Annotated in this window: 19 protein-coding genes and 1 tRNA gene; 9 read left to right on the top strand and 11 right to left on the bottom strand. The window is 66.7% G+C overall.

Annotation, left to right across the window (positions count from 1 at the left end; all coding sequences use genetic code 11):
- Positions 1-174: 174 nt before the first annotated feature.
- A tRNA-Lys gene (locus tag ACQPYS_RS05520) sits at positions 175-247 on the bottom strand.
- A 303-nt stretch (positions 248-550) separates the two neighbouring features.
- On the opposite strand from ACQPYS_RS05520, the gene ACQPYS_RS05515 reads away from it, so the two are divergent.
- Positions 551-1756: a L,D-transpeptidase gene (locus tag ACQPYS_RS05515; RefSeq protein ID WP_063041304.1), complete on the top strand. Its 1206-nt coding sequence runs from the start codon at positions 551-553 to the stop codon at positions 1754-1756.
- Between the two features lie 55 nt (positions 1757-1811).
- On the opposite strand, the gene ACQPYS_RS05510 is transcribed toward ACQPYS_RS05515, so the two are convergent.
- From ACQPYS_RS05510 to ACQPYS_RS05495, 4 genes are all read right to left on the bottom strand, one after another.
- Complete coding sequence (locus ACQPYS_RS05510; protein WP_433492974.1) at positions 1812-2798, bottom strand: ABC transporter ATP-binding protein; 987 nt, start codon at positions 2796-2798, stop codon at positions 1812-1814.
- Between the two features lies 1 nt (position 2799).
- Positions 2800-3648, bottom strand: coding sequence for an ABC transporter permease (locus ACQPYS_RS05505; RefSeq protein WP_433491869.1), 849 nt, complete (start codon positions 3646-3648; stop codon positions 2800-2802).
- Positions 3641-4474: an ABC transporter permease gene (locus tag ACQPYS_RS05500; RefSeq protein ID WP_433491868.1), complete on the bottom strand. Its 834-nt coding sequence runs from the start codon at positions 4472-4474 to the stop codon at positions 3641-3643. Before ACQPYS_RS05500 ends, ACQPYS_RS05505 begins: the two co-directional genes overlap by 8 nt.
- Before the next feature lie 77 nt (positions 4475-4551).
- Positions 4552-6591 carry an FAD-dependent oxidoreductase gene (locus tag ACQPYS_RS05495; protein WP_433491867.1) on the bottom strand — a complete coding sequence of 680 codons (2040 nt, stop codon included), beginning with the start codon at positions 6589-6591 and terminating at the stop codon, positions 4552-4554.
- Between the two features lie 731 nt (positions 6592-7322).
- Between ACQPYS_RS05495 and ACQPYS_RS05490 the strand changes: the two genes are divergently transcribed.
- The gene (locus tag ACQPYS_RS05490) at positions 7323-7961 is read left to right on the top strand and encodes a transglycosylase SLT domain-containing protein (protein WP_063041338.1); all 639 of its coding nucleotides are present in this window, start codon (positions 7323-7325) and stop codon (positions 7959-7961) included.
- A gap of 491 nt (positions 7962-8452) precedes the next feature.
- Entirely contained in the window at positions 8453-8764 is a 312-nt protein-coding gene (locus ACQPYS_RS05485) for a hypothetical protein (RefSeq protein ID WP_063041294.1), read from the top strand.
- Positions 8765-8869: 105 nt separating this feature from the next.
- On the opposite strand, the gene ACQPYS_RS05480 is transcribed toward ACQPYS_RS05485, so the two are convergent.
- Positions 8870-10987 carry an acyltransferase family protein gene (locus ACQPYS_RS05480; RefSeq protein ID WP_433491866.1) on the bottom strand — a complete coding sequence of 706 codons (2118 nt, stop codon included), beginning with the start codon at positions 10985-10987 and terminating at the stop codon, positions 8870-8872.
- A 317-nt stretch (positions 10988-11304) separates the two neighbouring features.
- On the opposite strand from ACQPYS_RS05480, the gene ACQPYS_RS05475 reads away from it, so the two are divergent.
- A complete protein-coding gene (locus tag ACQPYS_RS05475) occupies positions 11305-11610 on the top strand; it encodes an excalibur calcium-binding domain-containing protein (RefSeq protein ID WP_039823171.1) in 306 nt (101 codons plus the stop codon).
- A gap of 78 nt (positions 11611-11688) precedes the next feature.
- On the opposite strand, the gene ACQPYS_RS05470 is transcribed toward ACQPYS_RS05475, so the two are convergent.
- Complete coding sequence (locus ACQPYS_RS05470) at positions 11689-11910, bottom strand: DUF3618 domain-containing protein (RefSeq protein ID WP_039823189.1); 222 nt, start codon at positions 11908-11910, stop codon at positions 11689-11691.
- 274 nt (positions 11911-12184) lie between these two features.
- Here ACQPYS_RS05470 and bcp point away from each other — a divergent pair, with 274 nt between their 5' ends.
- Positions 12185-12658, top strand: coding sequence for a thioredoxin-dependent thiol peroxidase (bcp, locus tag ACQPYS_RS05465; RefSeq protein WP_433491865.1), 474 nt, complete (start codon positions 12185-12187; stop codon positions 12656-12658).
- A gap of 29 nt (positions 12659-12687) precedes the next feature.
- Here bcp and ACQPYS_RS05460 read toward each other — a convergent pair whose 3' ends face one another.
- Complete coding sequence (locus ACQPYS_RS05460) at positions 12688-13491, bottom strand: TetR/AcrR family transcriptional regulator (protein ID WP_431940528.1); 804 nt, start codon at positions 13489-13491, stop codon at positions 12688-12690.
- A 208-nt stretch (positions 13492-13699) separates the two neighbouring features.
- Between ACQPYS_RS05460 and ACQPYS_RS05455 the strand changes: the two genes are divergently transcribed.
- The 3 genes from ACQPYS_RS05455 to ACQPYS_RS05445 all read left to right on the top strand — a co-directional run bounded on the left by ACQPYS_RS05455 (position 13700) and on the right by ACQPYS_RS05445 (position 16294).
- On the top strand, positions 13700-14650 hold the full coding sequence (locus ACQPYS_RS05455) for an ATP-binding cassette domain-containing protein (RefSeq protein ID WP_433491864.1): 951 nt from the start codon (positions 13700-13702) through the stop codon (positions 14648-14650).
- Between the two features lie 70 nt (positions 14651-14720).
- Positions 14721-15452: an ABC transporter permease gene (locus ACQPYS_RS05450; RefSeq protein WP_433492973.1), complete on the top strand. Its 732-nt coding sequence runs from the start codon at positions 14721-14723 to the stop codon at positions 15450-15452.
- Between the two features lie 221 nt (positions 15453-15673).
- On the top strand, positions 15674-16294 hold the full coding sequence (locus ACQPYS_RS05445) for a TetR/AcrR family transcriptional regulator (protein WP_051715520.1): 621 nt from the start codon (positions 15674-15676) through the stop codon (positions 16292-16294).
- A 104-nt stretch (positions 16295-16398) separates the two neighbouring features.
- Here the strand turns inward: ACQPYS_RS05445 and ACQPYS_RS05440 are convergent, their stop codons facing one another.
- The 3 genes from ACQPYS_RS05440 to ACQPYS_RS05430 form a co-directional block, all read right to left on the bottom strand.
- Positions 16399-16857, bottom strand: a complete 459-nt coding sequence (locus tag ACQPYS_RS05440) for a pyridoxamine 5'-phosphate oxidase family protein (protein WP_433491863.1) — start codon at positions 16855-16857, stop codon at positions 16399-16401.
- Positions 16857-17780 carry a hypothetical protein gene (locus ACQPYS_RS05435; RefSeq protein ID WP_433491862.1) on the bottom strand — a complete coding sequence of 308 codons (924 nt, stop codon included), beginning with the start codon at positions 17778-17780 and terminating at the stop codon, positions 16857-16859. The genes ACQPYS_RS05440 and ACQPYS_RS05435 overlap by 1 nt, the downstream gene beginning before the upstream one ends.
- A gap of 171 nt (positions 17781-17951) precedes the next feature.
- Positions 17952-18134: a helix-turn-helix domain-containing protein gene (locus tag ACQPYS_RS05430; RefSeq protein WP_433491861.1), complete on the bottom strand. Its 183-nt coding sequence runs from the start codon at positions 18132-18134 to the stop codon at positions 17952-17954.
- A gap of 101 nt (positions 18135-18235) precedes the next feature.
- Here ACQPYS_RS05430 and ACQPYS_RS05425 point away from each other — a divergent pair, with 101 nt between their 5' ends.
- Entirely contained in the window at positions 18236-18433 is a 198-nt protein-coding gene (locus ACQPYS_RS05425) for a hypothetical protein (RefSeq protein WP_433491860.1), read from the top strand.
- Positions 18434-18435: the final 2 nt, after the last annotated feature.

Genomic DNA, 18435 nt, shown 5'->3' with positions numbered 1-18435 from the left:
GCGCACCCTAATGGATCCGCGGCGCACCGGCCGGGGTACCGCCGACGGGCCGGTGACCGGGCCGCAGCCACGGTCGAAATACGGTGAGGTAGCGGGTTGATCACGTCTGGGTCCGTCGAATGTACGGACACGGAGCGCAAACCCTATAGTCGGAGAATGTCTTTCGACTCGAAGTGCGCCATCAGGGACTCGAACCCCGAACCCGCTGATTAAGAGTCAGCTGCTCTGCCAATTGAGCTAATGGCGCGTGCTCCGCTGTGCGGTGCGGGACAGACATTAACAGGCTCGGGCCGCAGAAGTGAAATCGATATCCCGTCGGGCGGGTGTGAGCCGGCCGACACCGTAACGATCGGCGCCCGGAACTCTATGTGTAGTTGGGCCGTGACGCCGGAAGTGATCGTGGCGGTTGGGATCACCTCGGCGCGGCTGGCAGAATGATGAACGTGGTCTCGACCGATCCCGCTGCCGTGGGTCGAGGTGAGCAGGTGATCGGTCGGATCCGAAGCCGTCGGCGCGTAGCGGGTGCGCCGAGACTTGAAACGGGGTTGATATGCATATTGGTGATCGGCGCAGGCCGGTCCGCTGGCTCTTCGGACCGCTGGCGCTCGTCGCGCTCGTCGTACTGGCGCTGACCGGTTGTTCCTCGTCGGGGGCGTCGGACGGGACCGTCGCCATCGATCGCAACCCCCTCACAGAGCTCATCAAACCCAAGCTCGTGGCCCCGGTCAAGGACGGGGATATCGGCGTCTCACCGGCCGAGGGGATGAAGTTCGAGATCACCGACGGCCTGTTCACCGAAGTAGCCCTGCTCAACCCCGACGATCAGCCGGTGGCCGGGCAGCTGGCCGCCGACGGCCGCAGCTGGTCCACCACCGAGCCCCTCGGCTACAGCAAGACATACCGCCTGCAGGCCCGGGCCAACGGCCTGGGTGGCGCGTCCACCGCCGGTATGAGTTTCACCACAACCGCGCCCGGCAATGTCACCAAGCCGTACCTGGTGCCCGGCGAGGGCGAAGTGGTCGGTATAGGTCAGCCGGTGGCGGTCCAGTTCGACGAGAACATCCCCGACCGCAAGGCCGCGCAGGACGCCATCACCATCAAGACCGATCCGCCGGTCGAGGGCGCCTTCTACTGGGTGAACAATCGTGAGGTCCGGTGGCGGCCCGAGCATTTCTGGAATGCGGGCACCAAGGTGACGATCGATGTGAACGTCTACGGCAAGGATCTGGGCAACGGGCTCTACGGCCAGGACGACATCCACTCGAACTTCGTCATCGGCGACGCGGTGGTCTTCAAGGCCGACGACAATACGAAGATGGTCACCGTCGAGAAGAACGGCCAGGTCATCCGCACCATGCCGACCTCGATGGGTAAGGACGACACGCCCACCAACAACGGGGTGTACATCCTGGCCGACCGGCATGAGCATATCGTCATGGACTCCTCCACCTACGGCGTCGCGGTGAACTCGCCCGACGGGTACCGCACCGATGTCGACTGGGCCACCCGGATGTCCTACAGCGGGATCTTCTTCCACTCGGCGCCGTGGTCGTTGGGCGCACAGGGCAATACCAACACCAGCCACGGGTGCCTCAACCTCAGCCCCGAGGACGCCCGATGGGTCTACAACACCGCCAAACGTGGTGATATCGCCATCGTGACGAATACGGTCGGCCCGGTCCTGCCCGGTACGGACGGGTTGGGTGACTGGAACATCCCGTGGGCGGAATGGAAAACGGGCAATGCCGCGATGTGACGCTCGTAGGTGACATGCCGGTGCCGGGTCCCGTCGGGGCCCGGCACCTCGCTTTTCAGCGGGCAGTTTCGTAGAGCCGCCGCACGATATCCTCGATATCGGGTTCCTCGATCGAGAGGTCGCGCACCTCGGCCCGAGCCGACACCTCGGCCAGCAACTGCGCGGCGGTGGTCGTCTCGGCGTCGAAGGCCAGCCGCTGCCGCATACCCTCCGCCTCGAGCGAGACCAGGTCGGCGCCCGCGAGGCCGTCGAGGGCCGGTGCGGGTACGGCGAGGTCGACAACCAGCACCCGTTGCGCGCCCACCGTCGCCCCGAGTCCGGGTAGCGAGCCGTCGTAGGCCAATCGCCCGTGATCCACCACCAGCACCCGGTCGCAGAGCCGCTCGATATCGCCCATATCGTGGGTGGTCAGCATGAGGCTGGTGCCGCGTTGGGCGCGTTCGGCCCGCAGAAATTCACGCAGGCGCTGTTTGGAGAGCACATCCAGCCCGATGGTGGGCTCGTCGAGAATGATCAATTCCGGACTGTGCAACAGTGCCGCGGCGACCTCGGCACGCATCCGCTGTCCCAGCGACAACTGCCGGACCGGCGTATCGAGCGTATCGGCCATTTCCAGCTGGTCGACCAGCTCCGCGGTGCGCGCCTGCCCGGCCGCGGGCTCGAGCCGGTGGATCGCGGCCAGGATCGTGAACGATTCTCGCAGCGGCAGATCCCACCACAACTGGGAACGCTGCCCGAATACGACGCCGATCCGGCTCGCCAGTTCCCGGCGCTGCCGAATGGGTTCCAGCCCGCAGGTGCGCACCGAACCGGAGGTCGGCACCAGGATGCCGGTGAGCATTTTGATCGTGGTCGACTTGCCGGCGCCGTTGGCGCCGATATAGCCGACCGCCGCGCCCCGCTCGACCCGGAAGGTCATGGCATCGACCGCGGTGACCACCTCGCGCCGTGCGCGCAGCCCCTTCCCGATCCGGCGAGTGAAACACCGGGTCAGCCGGTCGACCTCAATGATCGTATCGCTCTTTGTGCCGCCGTATCCCATCTCAGCCACCGCCGCTCTGATAGTGCCTCGTCCCGATCCGCCACATCACCCACGCCAGCACCCACGCCCATGCCGCCGCGAGCGGCGCGCACCAGGCGAGCCAGGCCGGTATTCCGGCGGGGCCGGGGAGATCCAGTAGTGCCAGGGTCGGGAAGTAGGCGGTGAACGCCACCGGTATCGCGACGCAGAACAGCAGTTTCAACGGTGTGGGAAAGATCGACGCGGGCTGCGTCGCCGCGAAGGATCCACCGTAGGTGAAGCTGTTGGTCATCTCCGCCCCGTCGATGAGAAAGAACTGACAGCCCGCGGCCACCACGAACAGCCCGCCGAACAGGACGGTACCGCTCACCACCGTCAGTGCGATCAGCGCCACGGAGGCCGCCGACCAATCGATCTCGTTGCGTACCAGTCCGACGATCAGCACCACCAGCGCGACCGTGGCCCGGGCCAGACGGCGTAAGGAGAAATCGCTGGTGATCAATTGCAGCAGTACCGGCTGAGGGCGCAGGTGGTAGATGTCGAGTTGGCCGAGGCGGATGAGATTCGGCAGTTTGTCCAGGTGCCCGAACACCAGCTGGGCCAGCGCGAAGGCCAGATTGCTCAGCCCGAACAGCAGCAGCGCGGCGTCCAGGTCCAGACCGCCCAGCACCTTGGCCTGATGGAAGATCAGCCATACCTCGGCGAATTCGGCCAGCCCGACCATGGTCGCCCCGGCCATATCGCCGGCGAAGGACAGACGGTAGGTGCGCTGTGCCCGGATCCGGGACCGCAACACCGCCGCGTAGGGGGCGAATCGGTCGCCGGCGGGCACGCGCCGATTCGCCGGTGGGTGGACGGCGGTCTCAACCACCCTGCACCTCCAGTTTCCGCCGGCCCGCGGCCAGCAGCATCCGGCCCGCCGCCAGGACGACCAGCAGCCAGCAGACCTGTGTGCCCACCAGTTGCGCCGCGTCCCAGCCCACCACCCGGCCGGACAGCACATCCACCGGCACCTGCAACATCGAGGGGAACGGCGTGCACTCGGCGATACCGCGCAGCCAGTCCGGGAAGACATGCACCGGGACGAACAGTCCGGCGAGGAACGGGCCGCCGACCTGATAAAGCGTCCGCAGTCCCCGGGTCTCCACGACCCAGAATCCGGCGGTGGTGAGCACGAACAGGGACAGGAACGAGATGGCCGCGGCGAGAACGACACTGAGCAGCCCGAGAAGATAGGACTCGGGGGTGCGGGGTAACACCAGCCCGAAGGTGAGCGCGCCGACCAGCAGGCTCGGTATCCCCCGCGGAAGCAATGTGCACAGCGCCCGGCCGAGGTCGGCGGCGAGATTACCCAGCTGCACATCGACCGGCCGCAGGAAGTCGATGGCGATATCACCGTTGCGGATCCGTTCGGCCAGTTCCAGTTCGGCGGCCATGAACTGCAGCGCGCCGAGCAGCCCCTGGGAGATCCAGACGTAGGCGCCGATCGTGCCCGCGTCGTATCCGGCGAACCCACCGGTGGCGTCGATGGCGGCGATCATCACCGAGGCGCGGACGAAACCGAACACACAGTTGGTGAACAGCCCACCGAGCATGGCCAGTTTGTACCGCCACTGTCGGCGGAACCCCGCCACCAGGAGCCGCCGGTAGACACCGGCGGTGCCCCGGAGATCGCCCACAGTGGCCGACACGGTCACCCCCCTGCTTGGCGCGGACACAAAGCCGCCACCCTACCGCCGCACCCCGGGCCGGAGAAGCGATTATCGAGTGGCCCTCACAACCGCGCGGCCAGCCGGGTGCCCTGCTCGATCGCCCGCTTCGCGTCGAGCTCGGCGGCCAGTTCCGCACCGCCGATCAGATGTGTCGGCACCCCCGCGGCGGTGAGTTCCGATTCGAGCTCACGCACCGATTCCTGGCCGGCGCAGACAATCACATTGTCGACCGGGATCACCCGGGGCCGCTCGCGCTTCGGACCGAAACTGATGTGCAGCCCCTCGTCGTCGATACGCTCGTAGTTCACCCCGCCGATCTGCTCGACCCCTTTGGCTCTCAGCGCCGCCCGATGGACCCAGCCGCTCGTCTTACCGAGCCCTTTTCCGAAGGCCGTGTCCTTGCGCTGCAACAGCACGACCTCGCGGGCCGCGGTCGCCGGGCGCGCGGCACGCAGCTGCCCGGGTAGCTGTTCGTCGTCGGTATCGACCCCCCACTCCGCGCGCCACTCGTCCGGTTTCAGCGTGGGATGCCCGTCCACGACCAGGTATTCGCTCACATCGAAACCGATTCCGCCCGCCCCGATCACCGCGACCCGCTCGCCCACCGGTCTGCCGTCCCGCACCAGTTCCGCGTAGGAGAGCACCATCGGATGGTCGATCCCCGGGATATCGGGGATGCGGGGCCGGACCCCCGTCGCCAGCACGATCTCGTCGTATCGTCGGTCGATCAGTGCGGCCGCGGTGACCCGGGTGTTCAAATGCACCTGCACACCGGTGAGTTTCAGTTTCCGGGTGAAATAGCGGATGGACTCGTCGAACTCCTCCTTGCCCGGAATCCGGCGCGCGATATCGAACTGGCCGCCGATCCGGTCGAGTGCCTCGAACAGGTCCACCCGGTGGCCACGCTCGGCCAGGTTCACCGCCGCCGAGAGTCCGGCCGGCCCGGCCCCGACCACCGCGATGCTCTTGGCGCGCCGGGTGGGCAGCAGGATGAGCTCGGTTTCCCGCCCGGCCCGTGGGTTCAGCAGGCATGACACCGTACGGTGCCGGAAGGCGTGATCGAGACATGCCTGGTTGCAGGCGATACAGGTATTGATCTCATCGGTGCGGCCGGTCGCGGCCTTGTCGGCCCATTCCGGGTCGGCCAGCAGTGGCCTGGCCATGGAGATGAGCTGGGCGTCGCCGCGGGTCAGGATCTCCTCGGCGATCTCGGGCATATTGATGCGGTTCGACGCGCATACCGGGATCCCCACCGCCGCGGTGATCTTCGCGGTGAAGTCGACGAAGGCCGCGCGCGGCACCGATGTCACGATCGTGGGCACTCGCGCTTCGTGCCAGCCGATATCCGTATTGAGAATATCGACGCCCGCACTCTCCAATTCCCGGGCGAGCGCGCGGATCTCGTCGAATGTCTGCCCGTCCTCCACCAATTCCGCCATCGACAAACGGAACACGATCAGAAAATCTGTCCCGACCGCCGCTCGAGTGCGCCGGACGATCTCCACCGCGAGCCGCCGGCGATTCTCGGCGGAACCGCCCCAGCGATCGGTTCGTTTATTCGTACGCGGGGCGAGGAATTGATTTATGAAATAACCCTCCCCACCCATTATTTCGACCCCGTCGTATCCTGCGAAACGGGCCAGTTCTGCGCACCGGACGTAATCGTCGATCGTCCGCCGAATTCCACGGGCGGAAAGAGCGCGGGGCCGGAACGGATTGATCGGCGCCTTGATCGAAGAGGCGGACACGCTGCCGGGAACATAGGCATAGCGCCCGGCGTGCAGGATCTGCAGCGCGATCTTGCCGCCGGCCTCGTGCACCGCGCGCGTGATCGTCCGATGACGGTAGGCCTCGGTGCGGTTGGTCAGTTTCGCCCCGAACGGCAACAACCATCCGGTGCGATCGGGGGCGTAACCACCGGTGATGATCAGGCCGACGCCACCTCGGGCGCGTTCGGCGAAGTAGGCGGCCAGCCGGTTCGTATCCCAGGCCCGGTCCTCCAGGCCGGTGTGCATGGATCCCATGACCACCCTGTTGCGCAGTGTGGTGTGTCCGACCTGGAGCGGGGTGAACAGCTGCGGATAACTCGGCGTCGAGTACATCGCGGGCCCTCTTTCCGATATCGGTCCGGCTCGGCGGCGACCCGGCCGCCGGGCCTGCAGGACCTCATCACACCATTTCGCCGCGGCGCCGTTCCACCCCCGGAGCACGCCGCCATCGGAAAGCCGGTCGGCGCCGGGGCCGCGCGCCCCCGCCTACACCGGCGCGACCACCCCGTTTTCTATCACGGACCCGTCACGAGCACCTGAATCCACCGTTACCGACCAGAAATTTTGTGGTCTGCACCACAAGACGTTTAGAACCATTTCCCCAGGTCGTCGCGACGATACAACGTGTTCATTTCCCGCTTCAAGATCGCACTTATTATTTTCTCAGGCTCCGTTTACCCGCTGTTCACCTGCTGTGACCATTCTGAGATCCGGTCATAAACGACCTGAAGTTCGGCTAGTCCGCGAAGTTGTGGACACAGGGTTGGAAACAACCGCGAAAACTCGCCGGCGCGACAACCACAAACGGTATCGCGATAGTCGAACTCGAGTCCACTCGACTTCACCACAGTGTGGAGTTCCTGCGGGCGCTACGGACCGGGAAACCACTCGGTAGCCGCGATATGCGCCATCCGGACCCGGACCGGCCTGCGTTCGGTGTCACACAAAAGAACCCGACAACAGCACAGTCATGTTTTCCGGTCGCGGGCCACCTGTCCGCACCGAAGATCCGTGCTGCCCGAACCGGGCCGGATCCCGAGACCGACAAGGAACCGAATCCGATCATGCCTTCCCACAGTTTCACCAGCCTGCGCCGTCGTACCAAACGTGAAGTCTTCGGCTTCGCCCTCGCCTCGGCCGGCATCGTCGCCGTCACCGCATCCTCCGCGGCCTCCATGGCCGACGACAGCTCCGCCAACCGGGTTGCCATGGTCGCCGAGCAGGCGCCCGCCCCCGTGACCAACGAAGCGACCGCTATCGCCGCGCCCGCCGCGCAGGCCGAGATCATCCCGGCTCCGGCGCCGGTCCCCGAAGCGCTGGCTGTTCCGGCTCCGGCCCCCGCCCCCGAAGCGGCACCCGTGCCGGCGCCCGCTCCGGTGTACCCCAACAACCTGGACGGCTGGATTCAAGAAGCCATGGACATCATGGCCGCGAACGGGATCCCCGGCAGTTTCGACGGCATCAAGCGCAACATCCTGCGGGAATCCTCGGGTGACCCGGGCGCCATCAACCTGTGGGACTCCAACGCCATGATGGGCATCCCCTCCAAGGGCCTGCTCCAGGTGATCGACCCCACCTTCGCCGCGTACCACGTGCCCGGCACCCCGTTCGATGTGTGGAACCCGGTCTCCAATATCGCGGCGGCCTGCAACTACGCCGCCCACCGTTACGGCTCCATGGACAACGTCAACGGCGCGTACTGAGTTGTCTGCCCCGCCTTCGGCGGGGCGGGCCGGGGCCCTGTGACCCCGGTTCTTCAACGCCGCCGCTCAGTCGCTCCAGAACCGGGGGCGGGCCCCGGCCGACAAGGCCGACTCTCGGGAGAAGCGGCCGGCGGAGATGGGTCCGGTACGTGACCCCGGGAAAATTTCATGATCGGCGGGGTGGCGCAACGGTGCGCCGGCCGCGGCGGAACCCCGGATGACGGGACCAGTGGTGAGGGTCCCGGACATCCCGGCCCGGGACAACGTCGTCCCAGGCCACGGCCGCTACCCCCGCAGATCGTCCGCGCCGTGCAACGACGCACGATCGCGGCAGCCCGCCGAACCGGCGGGAAACCACAATGAGGTGGGTGCGCGATGCCGTCCGATCCGGGCGGCATCGCGCATTTTCGTCTCGGACCGCCACGCGTCGGGCGGCGGAGGCGGATACCGTTCTCCTGATTCCGGATTCCGCGAACCTTTTACACTTGCTCATGGCCGATTACGCGCACTCCCCGGCCGCGGAGGCCGGCCGGGCCGCCAAGGCGCGGCAGCTGGCCGGCTATCTGTGGGACCGGGACATCTCGGGATCCGAACTGCTCGGCATCGCCGCCGCGGTGCGGCGCAAACTCGCCCGGGCGGCCGGCGCCAACCCACCGGGCACCGAGGAGACCTGGCGTTCGGTGGCACGTCTGCTGGACGAAAAAGCGGCATGGGCGGCGCGGCATCCCGACCATCCGGCGGCCGCGCGGCACCATACCGACGAGAAGCTGCTCTGGGTGAAACCACCGGTCGCCCCGTGGTGACAATCGCTCCACTCCCCCACCGACCTCGCGGCCTATGTGACCGAGCAGGTCACGTAGGCCGCATACCGGACGAGCTGGTGGGAGCAGTACACCGGCGTCCGGGTCTCACCACCAGCCGGTGGCCGCCCCGACCTGCCGCTCCAGCTCCGGAGCGAGGGTCCGGGCGTAGCTCGCGCTGAGATGGTGCTCGTCGTGATAGACGAGCACATTGCCTTCCACCACCCGGCAGATCTCCGGTCCGCACACCGAATCGGTGAGATCCAGCAGCCGCATGTTCGGGAACGCCGCGGCATGCACCAGCGCCGGGTTCACCGGTGCCAGCGCGGTCGCACGCTGCATACCGCAGGTGGCGCTGTCACCACCGGCGGCCAGGCAATCCACGGCGCTGTAGCGAACACCGGTCGGGCTGCGCAGCCACGGGGTGTCGCGGATGGCGAGCACATTCAGATGGCGTTCGGCCAGCGCCGCCCACACATCCAGGTACTCGGCCGGGACCACGTCGCCGCCGCTGGGCCAGATGGGCGCGGTGGCGGTGGTGAACACCCAATCCGGCGGGTCGGACGCGAGCAGGTCGATCACCTGCCGGGACCAGTCGCGGCAATCGGAGATATCCAGGCCGCGGTACTGGGCGTCGTCGCGGATGTTCAGTGAACAACCCATCTTCAGATAGACGACGACCTTGATGTCGTGCACCTGGGCCAACGCGTCCATGGCGGGCATCCAGTGCTCGGCGTGCGAGTTACCGACCATGGCGATGGTCCGCGACCCGTTGGGGTCGCCGTAGGTGCAGGTCACGACCTCTTTGTTGAACCAGTCGGAGATACAGCCGTCGCGGGTGGGGGCCGGCAGATCGTTGGACGCCTCCAGGATGGACGGACGCAGTTTCGCCACCGGGACGGCCGCCCCGGCGAACAGCGCCTCCGCACCCGGGTAATCGTTCACCGGTAGCGCCTCCACCGGTTCGGAGGGTGTGCGGGCCATCACCACCTGCCATGAGATGCAGGAGCCGAGAACGAGCGCCCCTACCAGGCTCACCGCCACGGCCGGGATGCGACGCTGCCAGACCGGGGTCACCGTGGCCCGTCCGGAACGCAACCGCAGCGGCTCCTCGACGAACTTGTTGGTCAGCACCGCCAGCACCAGCGACGCCGAGATGACCAGCAGGCCGCCGCTGAGGCCGGCATGCGGTTTCCCGGTCTCCACCAGGTAGTAGATGAGCAGCGGCCAGTGCCACAGGTACAGCGAATAGGCGATGGACCCCAATTCGACCATCGGGCGGGACGCGAGCAGTCGCGAGACGACCGACCGCCAGCCGTTCTCGGTGCGGACACCGGCGACGATCAGCGCCACCGCCGCGCCCACCGGGAACAACGCGGCCGGCCCCGGGAACTGGCGGGCGCCGTCGAAGAGCATTCCGCATACGAGCACCGCTGTGAGTCCGGCGGCGGCGAGCAGCGTCAGCAGGACGCGCGCGGCCCGGCCCGCGGTGATCCGCAGCCAGGGCAGCACGGCGGCCAGCAGCGCACCGGTCAGCAACTCCCAGGCGCGGGCGGCGCTGTCGTAGTAGGTCCATTCCTGGGACACGGTCGACCACACGGCGGCATAGACGAAGGAGCCGGTGCCCAGGACCAGCGCCAGTACCGCGATCGCCGGCCGCACCGCCGAGACGCGGCCCAGCCGGACGCACACCCAGCCGAGCACCGCCAGCAGTATCGCGATGGCGAGGTAGAACTGGCCCTGTACCGCCATCGACCACATATGCTGCAGCGGGCTCACCGAGGGGTCGGCGGCCAGATAGCTTTCGGAGGCCTGCGCCAGGTACCAGTTCTGGTAGTAGAAGGCGGTGGCGATGGTCTGACCGGACATATTGGCCCAGGTCGAATACGGCCGGTACAGCACAGTGACGACCGCCACCAGAGCAAGCACCACCATCAGGGCCGGCAGCAGCCTGCGGGCGGTCCGCACCGCCGTCTGCCGCAGTCCCACCGCGCCGGTCCGTTCCACCTGACGCAGCAGCATGCCGGTGTAGAAGAAGCCCGACAGGACCAGGAAGATATCGACTCCGCCGGAGACCTTGCCGTACCACACGTGGAACGCGACGACCAGGGCGATCGCTATCCCGCGCAGGCCGTCCAGATCCAGCCGGTAATCGGCCGGGCGGGCCGCGGCCGCGGGAGGCGGCGCGGACGGGCCACCGGTGACGTCACTGTCCTTGATTCGCAACAACTGCTTTCTCCGACCTATCTCTTTCTCCGGCCGACCCGGGACGAGTCGAGTAACAGCAGCGGAGTACGAGCCTCGGACATAGCAGAATCCCTATCACAGTGTCTTGTCCACGGCGAAACCTCCCCTGACGGCGCGAGAACTTCGCCACTCCGGCGCGGTGCGCCACAGCATCCGGGGAGTACCCAACTCCGCATCCATTTTCCCCTGTCTTATCCAGGCCATACGAGTTGACAATCGACCCGCCCCTCACAACAGTGGAAGCCGCGCGTTCTCGTCGAACGCAGATCCACTCCCCAGCAGACATAGAGGAATTCATGAACGTACGCCAGCTCTATGTCAGCGCCGCCGCCGCGGGGCTGACTCTTCTGGCCGCTCCCGCCGCGAGCGCCGCCGGCCCGATCGGACTGCCCTCCCTGGCAGGCACCGGTTCCTCCGCGGCCGACGCCGTGCTGGGCGCGACAGGTTCGGCTCAGCTGACGCAGACCGGTTCGGCCGGCGGTGCCTTCAAGAACTGTGACGAAGCACGCGCCGCGGGCCGGGCGCCGATCTTCCGCGGTGAGCCCGGTTTCGCTCCCCACCTGGATCCGGACGGCGACGGGTTCGCTTGCCCCACCGTCTGATCCGCGGGTACTGCGCACGAACACCCGGTGACAGAGCTTCTGTCACCGGGTGTTCTGCATTCCGGGCCGATACCCGGATCAGCGCAGGATCTTGAACAGCAGCGCACCGGCCACCAGCGCGCCGATACCGATCAGGGTGTACTTCACCTTCGGCTCGTTCACCTTCGCCAGCGCCAGCTGCTTGGTCCCCTCCGCGATCCGCTGCGGATCGGCCCGCACGGCGATCTCGTCGAGAGTGCTGGCCAACCGCTCCCGCGCGGCCTCGATCTCCTGCTCGATCCGCTCGGTATCCTTTGCCACCTTCACGCCTCCTGTAACTGGTCTGCCGCGCTCGTAGGCGGCGATGTTCCACCCCTGGGCCACTGTCGTCCGCGGATCGGCCGGGGCCGGGCCCGCGCTCGAGTGTATCCGCGCCCGCCGCGCCCGCCGGTTGTTCATCCCCGCCCGCGATCCGCACGATGCGTGGTCCCGGAGACCGGGCCGGGCGGCACACCGCAGGGGCAGCCCCTTCCCGGTCGGACCGCCGCGACGAGTACGCGGCCGGGAACACGGCGGGTCGATTACGGTAGCGAGGGTGACCGACAACCAGCGACTCTCCCCCGGCGACCCGGCACCCGATTTCACCCTCCCCGATGCCGACGGCAACGAGGTATCGCTCGCCGACTACCGCGGCCGCAAGGTCGTGGTGTACTTCTACCCCGCAGCGAGCACCCCCGGATGCACGAAACAGGCCTGTGATTTCCGGGACAATCTCGGCGAACTGAACTCCGCCGGCCTCGAGGTGATCGGTATCTCCCCCGACAAACCGGCCAAGCTCGCCAAGTTCCGGGACGCCGAGAAGCTGAACTTCCCGCTGCTGTCCAACCCCGACCGCACGGTGCTCACCGAATGGGGGGCCTTCGGCGAGAAGACCATGTACGGAAAGAAGGTGACGGGCGTCATCCGCTCGACCTTCCTTGTCGACGAGGCGGGGAAGATCGAGGTGGCGCAGTACAACGTCCGCGCGACCGGGCACGTCGCCAAGCTGCGCCGCGATCTCTCGATCTGATCCGTGGCCACCCGGTGCGGCCCGGGTGGTCATTCATAGGAGGCGATCAGCCGCTCGTAGCCGTCGAGCAGCAGCCCCAGTCCGGTATCGAAGAACAGGGTCGCCCACTGCTGGTCGTCCTGTTCGAAGGCCTGGGCCCGCACGGCCGCGGTGAGGGCGGGGAACCGGCCGGGGTCCAGCCGGTCGATGATGCCCCAATCTCCCTCCGATCCTTCTTCTTCCGCCTTGATCTCCGCGGCCAGTCGGGCCCGGCCGATGATGTACAGCGACAGGTTCATCACCAGCTGTAGTTTCAGTGCCTCGGGTATCCGGGTTCCGCCCAGCGCGGCCAGGCCCGCCTCCAGCCAGGCCATATTGTTGGGTCCCAGCGGCGGCGCGCTCATCCGCACATTCAGCCAGCCGGTATGCCGGCTGATGACCTGGTATTCCGCCCGTGCCCACAGTTCCAGCGCCTCGCGCCACGGCGTACCCGGCGGAATCTCCGGGGGCATGCCGACCACTCGGTCCAATGCGACCTCGAGCAGTGTCGCCTTGCTGTCCACATAGCGGTACAGCGACATCGCCGTGAAGCCCAGCCGCTCGGCGACCTTGTTCATCGAGAGGGCTTCGAACCCTTCTTCGTCAGCGAGTTCGATGGCGGTGTCGACGATCTGTTCCAGGCTCAGTCCGCGCCGCGGACCTCGGGTGCCGGTCGGCGCGAGCCCCCACATCAGTTCTACGGCCTTGGACAGCGGCGGGCTGTCCGGGCCCGCGGCCCACGGACCGGTGTTCTTCTCGCCTGGTGGATCCGTTTCCGGGCCGGGCCCGTCCGCACCTGCGCCGGCTCTCGCCATCGACTTCCTTCCCGTTGCGGTCCGCGGCGGCGGGCACCGTCACCCACGCGCCGGCTCCGGCCGGTCCGGCCGGTGGCGTCGTACTCGAGCACCTACTACACCACCCGGAGTACACGTCTTGCGCTCCACCCCGAACTGTGTACTGTTCACACAGAATTTATGTCATATACAGTTTACTTAACACGCAGTTTCGGGACGGAGCCGATACATGACCGCACCACCCGCCATCTCCCTGGCCGGCCTCACCAAGACCTTCGGCGACCATCACGTCCTCGCCGGTATCGACCTCGATATCGCGACCGGATCGGTGTTCTCCCTGCTCGGCCCCAACGGCGCCGGGAAAACCACCATGGTGCGCATCCTCGCCACCCTGACCGCCCCGGACAGCGGAACGATCCGGGTGGCCGGCCACGATGTGGTCCGTGAACCCGACCGCGTCCGCGCGACCATCGGAGTCACCGGCCAGTACGCCGCGCTCGACAAGGTGCTCACCGGGGCCGAGAACCTGCACATGGTCGGGCACCTGCTGCACCTGGGCAGATCCGCCACCCGGCAGCGCACGGCCGAACTACTCGAGCGCTTCGACCTCACCGACGCCGCGAACCGTCCGGCGAACACCTACTCCGGCGGTATGGGCCGCCGCCTCGACCTGGCCATGAGCCTGATGGGACGTCCGGAGGTGGTCTTCCTGGACGAGCCCACCACCGGACTCGACCCGCGCAGCCGCCGTGAACTGTGGACGGTGATCCGGGAACTGGTGGACGACGGCGTCACCGTTTTCCTCACCACCCAGTACCTCGAGGAAGCCGACCGGCTGGCCGACCGGATCGCGGTCCTGCACGAGGGCCGCATCGTCGCGGACGGCACCCCGGCCGAACTCAAGCGGCTCACCCCCGGCGGCCATATCCGCTTCCGCTTCGCCGACCTCACGGATCTGACGGCCGCCGCCCGGACCTCCGGCCACCCCGAGATCGACCCCGCCGAGCTGACCCTGCAGATCCCCTCCGACGGCTCGGTCGCCCATCTCAAACATCTACTCGACCGGTTCACCGAACTCGACCTCACCGTCGAAGAACTCAGCGTGCACACGCCCGACCTCGACGATGTGTTCTTCGCACTCACCAGCCGGCCCGCCGCCCCGCTTCCGGCTGCCTCCTGACCGCCGCCGTCCCGCACAGAAAGCCACGCTCGTGACCACTCTCGCCCACTCCGCGCAGGACGCGGTGACCATGACCGCCCGCAATATGCGCCATACACTACGCAGCCCGGACTCGCTCATCAGCACGCTCGCGTTGCCGATCATGATCCTGCTGATGTTCGTCTACGTCTTCGGTGGTGCCATGAACGTCGGCGACAGCACCTTCGTCGACTACGTGGTCCCCGGAATCATCCTGCTGTGCGCCAGTTTCGGCGCCTCCACCACCGCGGTCGGTGTCTCGGTCGATATCACCGAGGGCATCGTGGACCGGTTCTCCACCATGGCCGTCAGCCGGTCCGCGTTCCTCACCGGGCACATCGCCGAGAGCCTGCTGCGCAATATGGCCGCCACCACGGTCGTGGTCGGCGTCGCACTGACCATCGGTTTCCGGCCCACCGCCGACCCGCTGCGCTGGCTCGCCGCGGCCGGGCTCCTCGCCCTCGTGGTACTGGCGCTGTCCTGGATGTCGGCCTGCTTCGGATTGATCGCCAGTAGCCCGGAGGCCGCCAACGGGTTCACCATCTTCGCGATGTTCATCCCCTACATCAGCAGTGCGTTCGTGCCGCCGGAGACCATGCCGGGCTGGCTGCGCGGCTTCGCCGAACACCAGCCGGTCACACCGGTCATCGAAACCCTGCGCGGGCTCCTCGTCGGCGCCCCCATCGGCAACAGCGCGGTACTCGCACTCGCCTGGTGGGGTGCCATCGCGGCGATGTCCTACCTCGCGGCCCTGGTCCTGTACCGCGGGCGCACCCGGAATTGATCCGCGTCCCGCCGATCCGGGCCGCCGGAGCGAGTGTTGCCCGGCCCGGATCGGCGGTATCGCGAGTGTGAGACATGACAGACTCGCCGTGACAGTTCCATACTCCGCACCACGGCGTTCCCGCTACCGCTAGCCTGGGACAGGTGAACGTACGGACGGAGGCCAGGGCCAAACGGCGTCCGGACCCTGCGCTGGAGCTCCAGGACGACCCGCAAGAGCTGATGCCACGCCGGCGTCCGACCCAGGAACGCAGCAAGCGGAAATTCGACGCACTGCTGCAGGCCTCGCGCGAACTGCTGGTGGAAGTCGGTTTCGAATCGTTCACCTGCGAAGAAGTCGCGGCCCGCGCCGAAGTGCCCATCGGCACGCTCTACCAGTTCTTCGCCAACAAGTATGTGATCGTCTGCGAATTGAACCGGCAGGACCTGGTGGCGGTATCGCAGGAGCTCGCCGATTTCCACGGCGAGATCCCGTCACTGGACTGGCTGCGGCATATGAACCAGTTCGTCGATCATCTGGCCAACCTGTGGATGACCGACCCGTCCCGGCGCGAAGTGTGGCTGGCCATGCAGTCCACGCCGTCCACCCGGGCTACCGGCGCCATCCACGAGAAGGAATTCGCCGAGGTCGTCTCGCAGATGCTGCGCCCGCTCACTCCGCGCACACCGCGGGCCCGGCGCACCATGATGGCCGAGGTGCTGGTGCATGTGGTCTATTCGATGATGAACTTCTCGGTGCAGGACGAGCAGAGCCACGCCGACGCGGTCGCCGAGCTCAAACGGCTCATGGTCGCCTATCTCCTGGTCGCGGAGAAAGAATCCCGTACCGCCAGCCAGCGCTGAGCCGAGTCCCGACCCGTAGCATCCGCACCGCCGGGGCCGGCGTTGTCGCGATTCCGTCCGGAGCCAGGGGCGGGCCGACGGCCGACGAGGCTACCGCCACCCGATCATCGTCCGAGAATAACCCGGCGCGGGTCGCCCCGGTAGTTCTCCTCGTCGAACAACACCCATTCAGTAACAGCGATCTCGTACAAGCGCGACGCGCCATCCGGCATAGCCTCGAGGACGGGAGCTGCATTCGGCCAGCGAACCCCGAATGCCCGCATCCGGTCATCGATCCCTGCGCCGGGTAGCTCCTGCGCACGCCCCGAAAACGACACACCGCGCGCGGTCTGCCCGAGTTCGTGCAGCGGAATATCGACGATGGCACCGGCCACATGGGCGTTGCGGCGGATATTCCGGGAGTGTTCGCGGTCCCTGCGCGATAGAAACCACAACCTGTCCGGGCGGAATCCAGCGAGATACCAGACGCTGCACATGCGAGGCGTACTGTCTTCGTCGACAGTGGAGAGCTGCATGAGCTTTCCACCGGCAACATACTCCTCCAGTAGCTCCCGTTCGTTCACTACGCCTTCACCGCTTCCAACGCTGGCCGCGCCTGCTCCCGCCACGCGGCAACAGCCCGACTGTTCACCCCCCGTAGGTCCGCGTCGAACCGTCGCGCTCGACCGGTGACGCTGGTCGCCAGATAGGTTCGGTCGCTGGCGACAGCTTGCGTCGCGACCGCGCATGCCTCGTCCACTTCACCTGCAGTGAGCAGGGCGGACGCGTATTCCAGGCGGACCAGGCAAGGTTCGGTGGTCTCCGTAGGGTCGTACATGGACAGCGCTCGGTGCGCTGCAACGGACGTCTGATCGGAGCGTCCAAAACGGGAATGGCCGATCGCCTCGTAAAACGCCAACTTCTCCGGCCGGAAAGAGAAGATCCCGAACTCGATCTCGTCAGGACTCGCGCTATCGAGAGCTGTCGCAGCAGTGGCAATGCACCGCCGGAACTCGTCCTCGTCACCCATCACTGCATGTGCTCGGGCAGCCATACCCCACAACCACGCCACAGCAGCGCCTGACGTCGGCTTCTGATCCAGCCGAGGCGATAGCACAGCCAGAGCCCCAATCGGGTCGGCGCTGTAGGTCGGCAGATAGGACAGCCCAGCCAGGGCGATGTCCTCCGAGTAGCGGTCGCCGATGTCTTGGAAGGCATGTATCGCTGTCATGTACCAGTGACGTGCCTCGTCGAAATAACCCTCGTTGAACAGGATCTCGCCCACCACGTTGGACAGCCGGCCTGCCACACGCACCAGCCGTATCTGGTTGTATGTGGCTTGCCGCTCCGACAGACACGTCCGTACAGCGCGGAAATTGTCTGCTGCCGACGCAAGGAGTGTCCGCGGCGGAACCTGCACAACCCGTCTCCCGAGGTCTGATGTCAGGGTGTCGAAGTAGTCGAGTCGCCGTTCACTGACCGAGGTCACATCGAGTGCTGCGGTCATCCGGCCAGGCTCGTGCGTCAGCGAATCCGCCATCTGGCCGGCCACCCCGACCCCGATGTACGCGAGAAGATCCCGCCGCCTCATATTTTCCTCAACCTCCGGCTCAGCTGAATCCAGATGCTGGCCTCTACCTGTCGCGTCTTCGAACCGCTCGATAGCGCGGGACTCGGCTTATGTCAGTACCTCGTCCAACAGTCGGCGGCTGGAAGCGTGAAGCGTTTTCGTTCGTCCCTGCTCCCAAAGGAGGATAGTTCGCTTCGTTACGCCCACTACGCGGGCGAACTCTGTCGGACTCAGCCGCAAAGACTCACGGAGGGCGCGTATGTCCTGCGCTGTCCACTCGATCCCCACCATAGCCCCGCTCCTTGCACCCCAGACGGTTTGAACCGAAATTACCCGCTTTTACCCATTACAGGGCTGTTATTCCCCGGTCCGCAACCAGCAATCTGAATTGCATGACAGAGATCCCGACGCTGCCGGTCAGGGCTCCGACCAACCGGGCCATGTCCGCCACCCTACGGCTGTGGCGCGAGAGCGAATGCTACGACCGTGCCACTGTCGAAGAAGTTGTGAAGGGGTTACGTGCGTTCTGTGCGCCGTTGACTGTCGAACCAAAAACCCTGGTGCACAGCGAGGTACAACATGCCGACTAACC

It is taken from the genome of Nocardia grenadensis (assembly GCF_050942415.1).
In the GTDB taxonomy this organism is placed as follows: domain Bacteria; phylum Actinomycetota; class Actinomycetes; order Mycobacteriales; family Mycobacteriaceae; genus Nocardia; species Nocardia grenadensis.
Note: the sequence above shows the minus strand (reverse complement) of the source record. Positions and strands in the feature narration are given on the sequence as shown.

Excerpts from the sequence above, each read along its gene's own strand:
- ACQPYS_RS05515 (WP_063041304.1), top strand. The coding sequence starts at position 551 with ATGCATATTGGTGATCGGCGCAGGCCGGTCCGCTGGCTCTTCGGACCG.
- ACQPYS_RS05510 (WP_433492974.1), bottom strand. The coding sequence starts at position 2,798 with ATGGGATACGGCGGCACAAAGAGCGATACGATCATTGAGGTCGACCGG.
- ACQPYS_RS05495 (WP_433491867.1), bottom strand. The coding sequence starts at position 6,591 with ATGTACTCGACGCCGAGTTATCCGCAGCTGTTCACCCCGCTCCAGGTC.
- ACQPYS_RS05490 (WP_063041338.1), top strand. The coding sequence starts at position 7,323 with ATGCCTTCCCACAGTTTCACCAGCCTGCGCCGTCGTACCAAACGTGAA.
- ACQPYS_RS05485 (WP_063041294.1), top strand. The coding sequence starts at position 8,453 with ATGGCCGATTACGCGCACTCCCCGGCCGCGGAGGCCGGCCGGGCCGCC.
- ACQPYS_RS05475 (WP_039823171.1), top strand. The coding sequence starts at position 11,305 with ATGAACGTACGCCAGCTCTATGTCAGCGCCGCCGCCGCGGGGCTGACT.
- ACQPYS_RS05460 (WP_431940528.1), bottom strand. The coding sequence starts at position 13,491 with ATGGCGAGAGCCGGCGCAGGTGCGGACGGGCCCGGCCCGGAAACGGAT.
- ACQPYS_RS05455 (WP_433491864.1), top strand. The coding sequence starts at position 13,700 with ATGACCGCACCACCCGCCATCTCCCTGGCCGGCCTCACCAAGACCTTC.
- ACQPYS_RS05450 (WP_433492973.1), top strand. The coding sequence starts at position 14,721 with ATGACCGCCCGCAATATGCGCCATACACTACGCAGCCCGGACTCGCTC.
- ACQPYS_RS05445 (WP_051715520.1), top strand. The coding sequence starts at position 15,674 with ATGCCACGCCGGCGTCCGACCCAGGAACGCAGCAAGCGGAAATTCGAC.
- ACQPYS_RS05435 (WP_433491862.1), bottom strand. The coding sequence starts at position 17,780 with ATGACCGCAGCACTCGATGTGACCTCGGTCAGTGAACGGCGACTCGAC.
- ACQPYS_RS05430 (WP_433491861.1), bottom strand. The coding sequence starts at position 18,134 with ATGGTGGGGATCGAGTGGACAGCGCAGGACATACGCGCCCTCCGTGAG.
- ACQPYS_RS05425 (WP_433491860.1), top strand. The coding sequence starts at position 18,236 with ATGACAGAGATCCCGACGCTGCCGGTCAGGGCTCCGACCAACCGGGCC.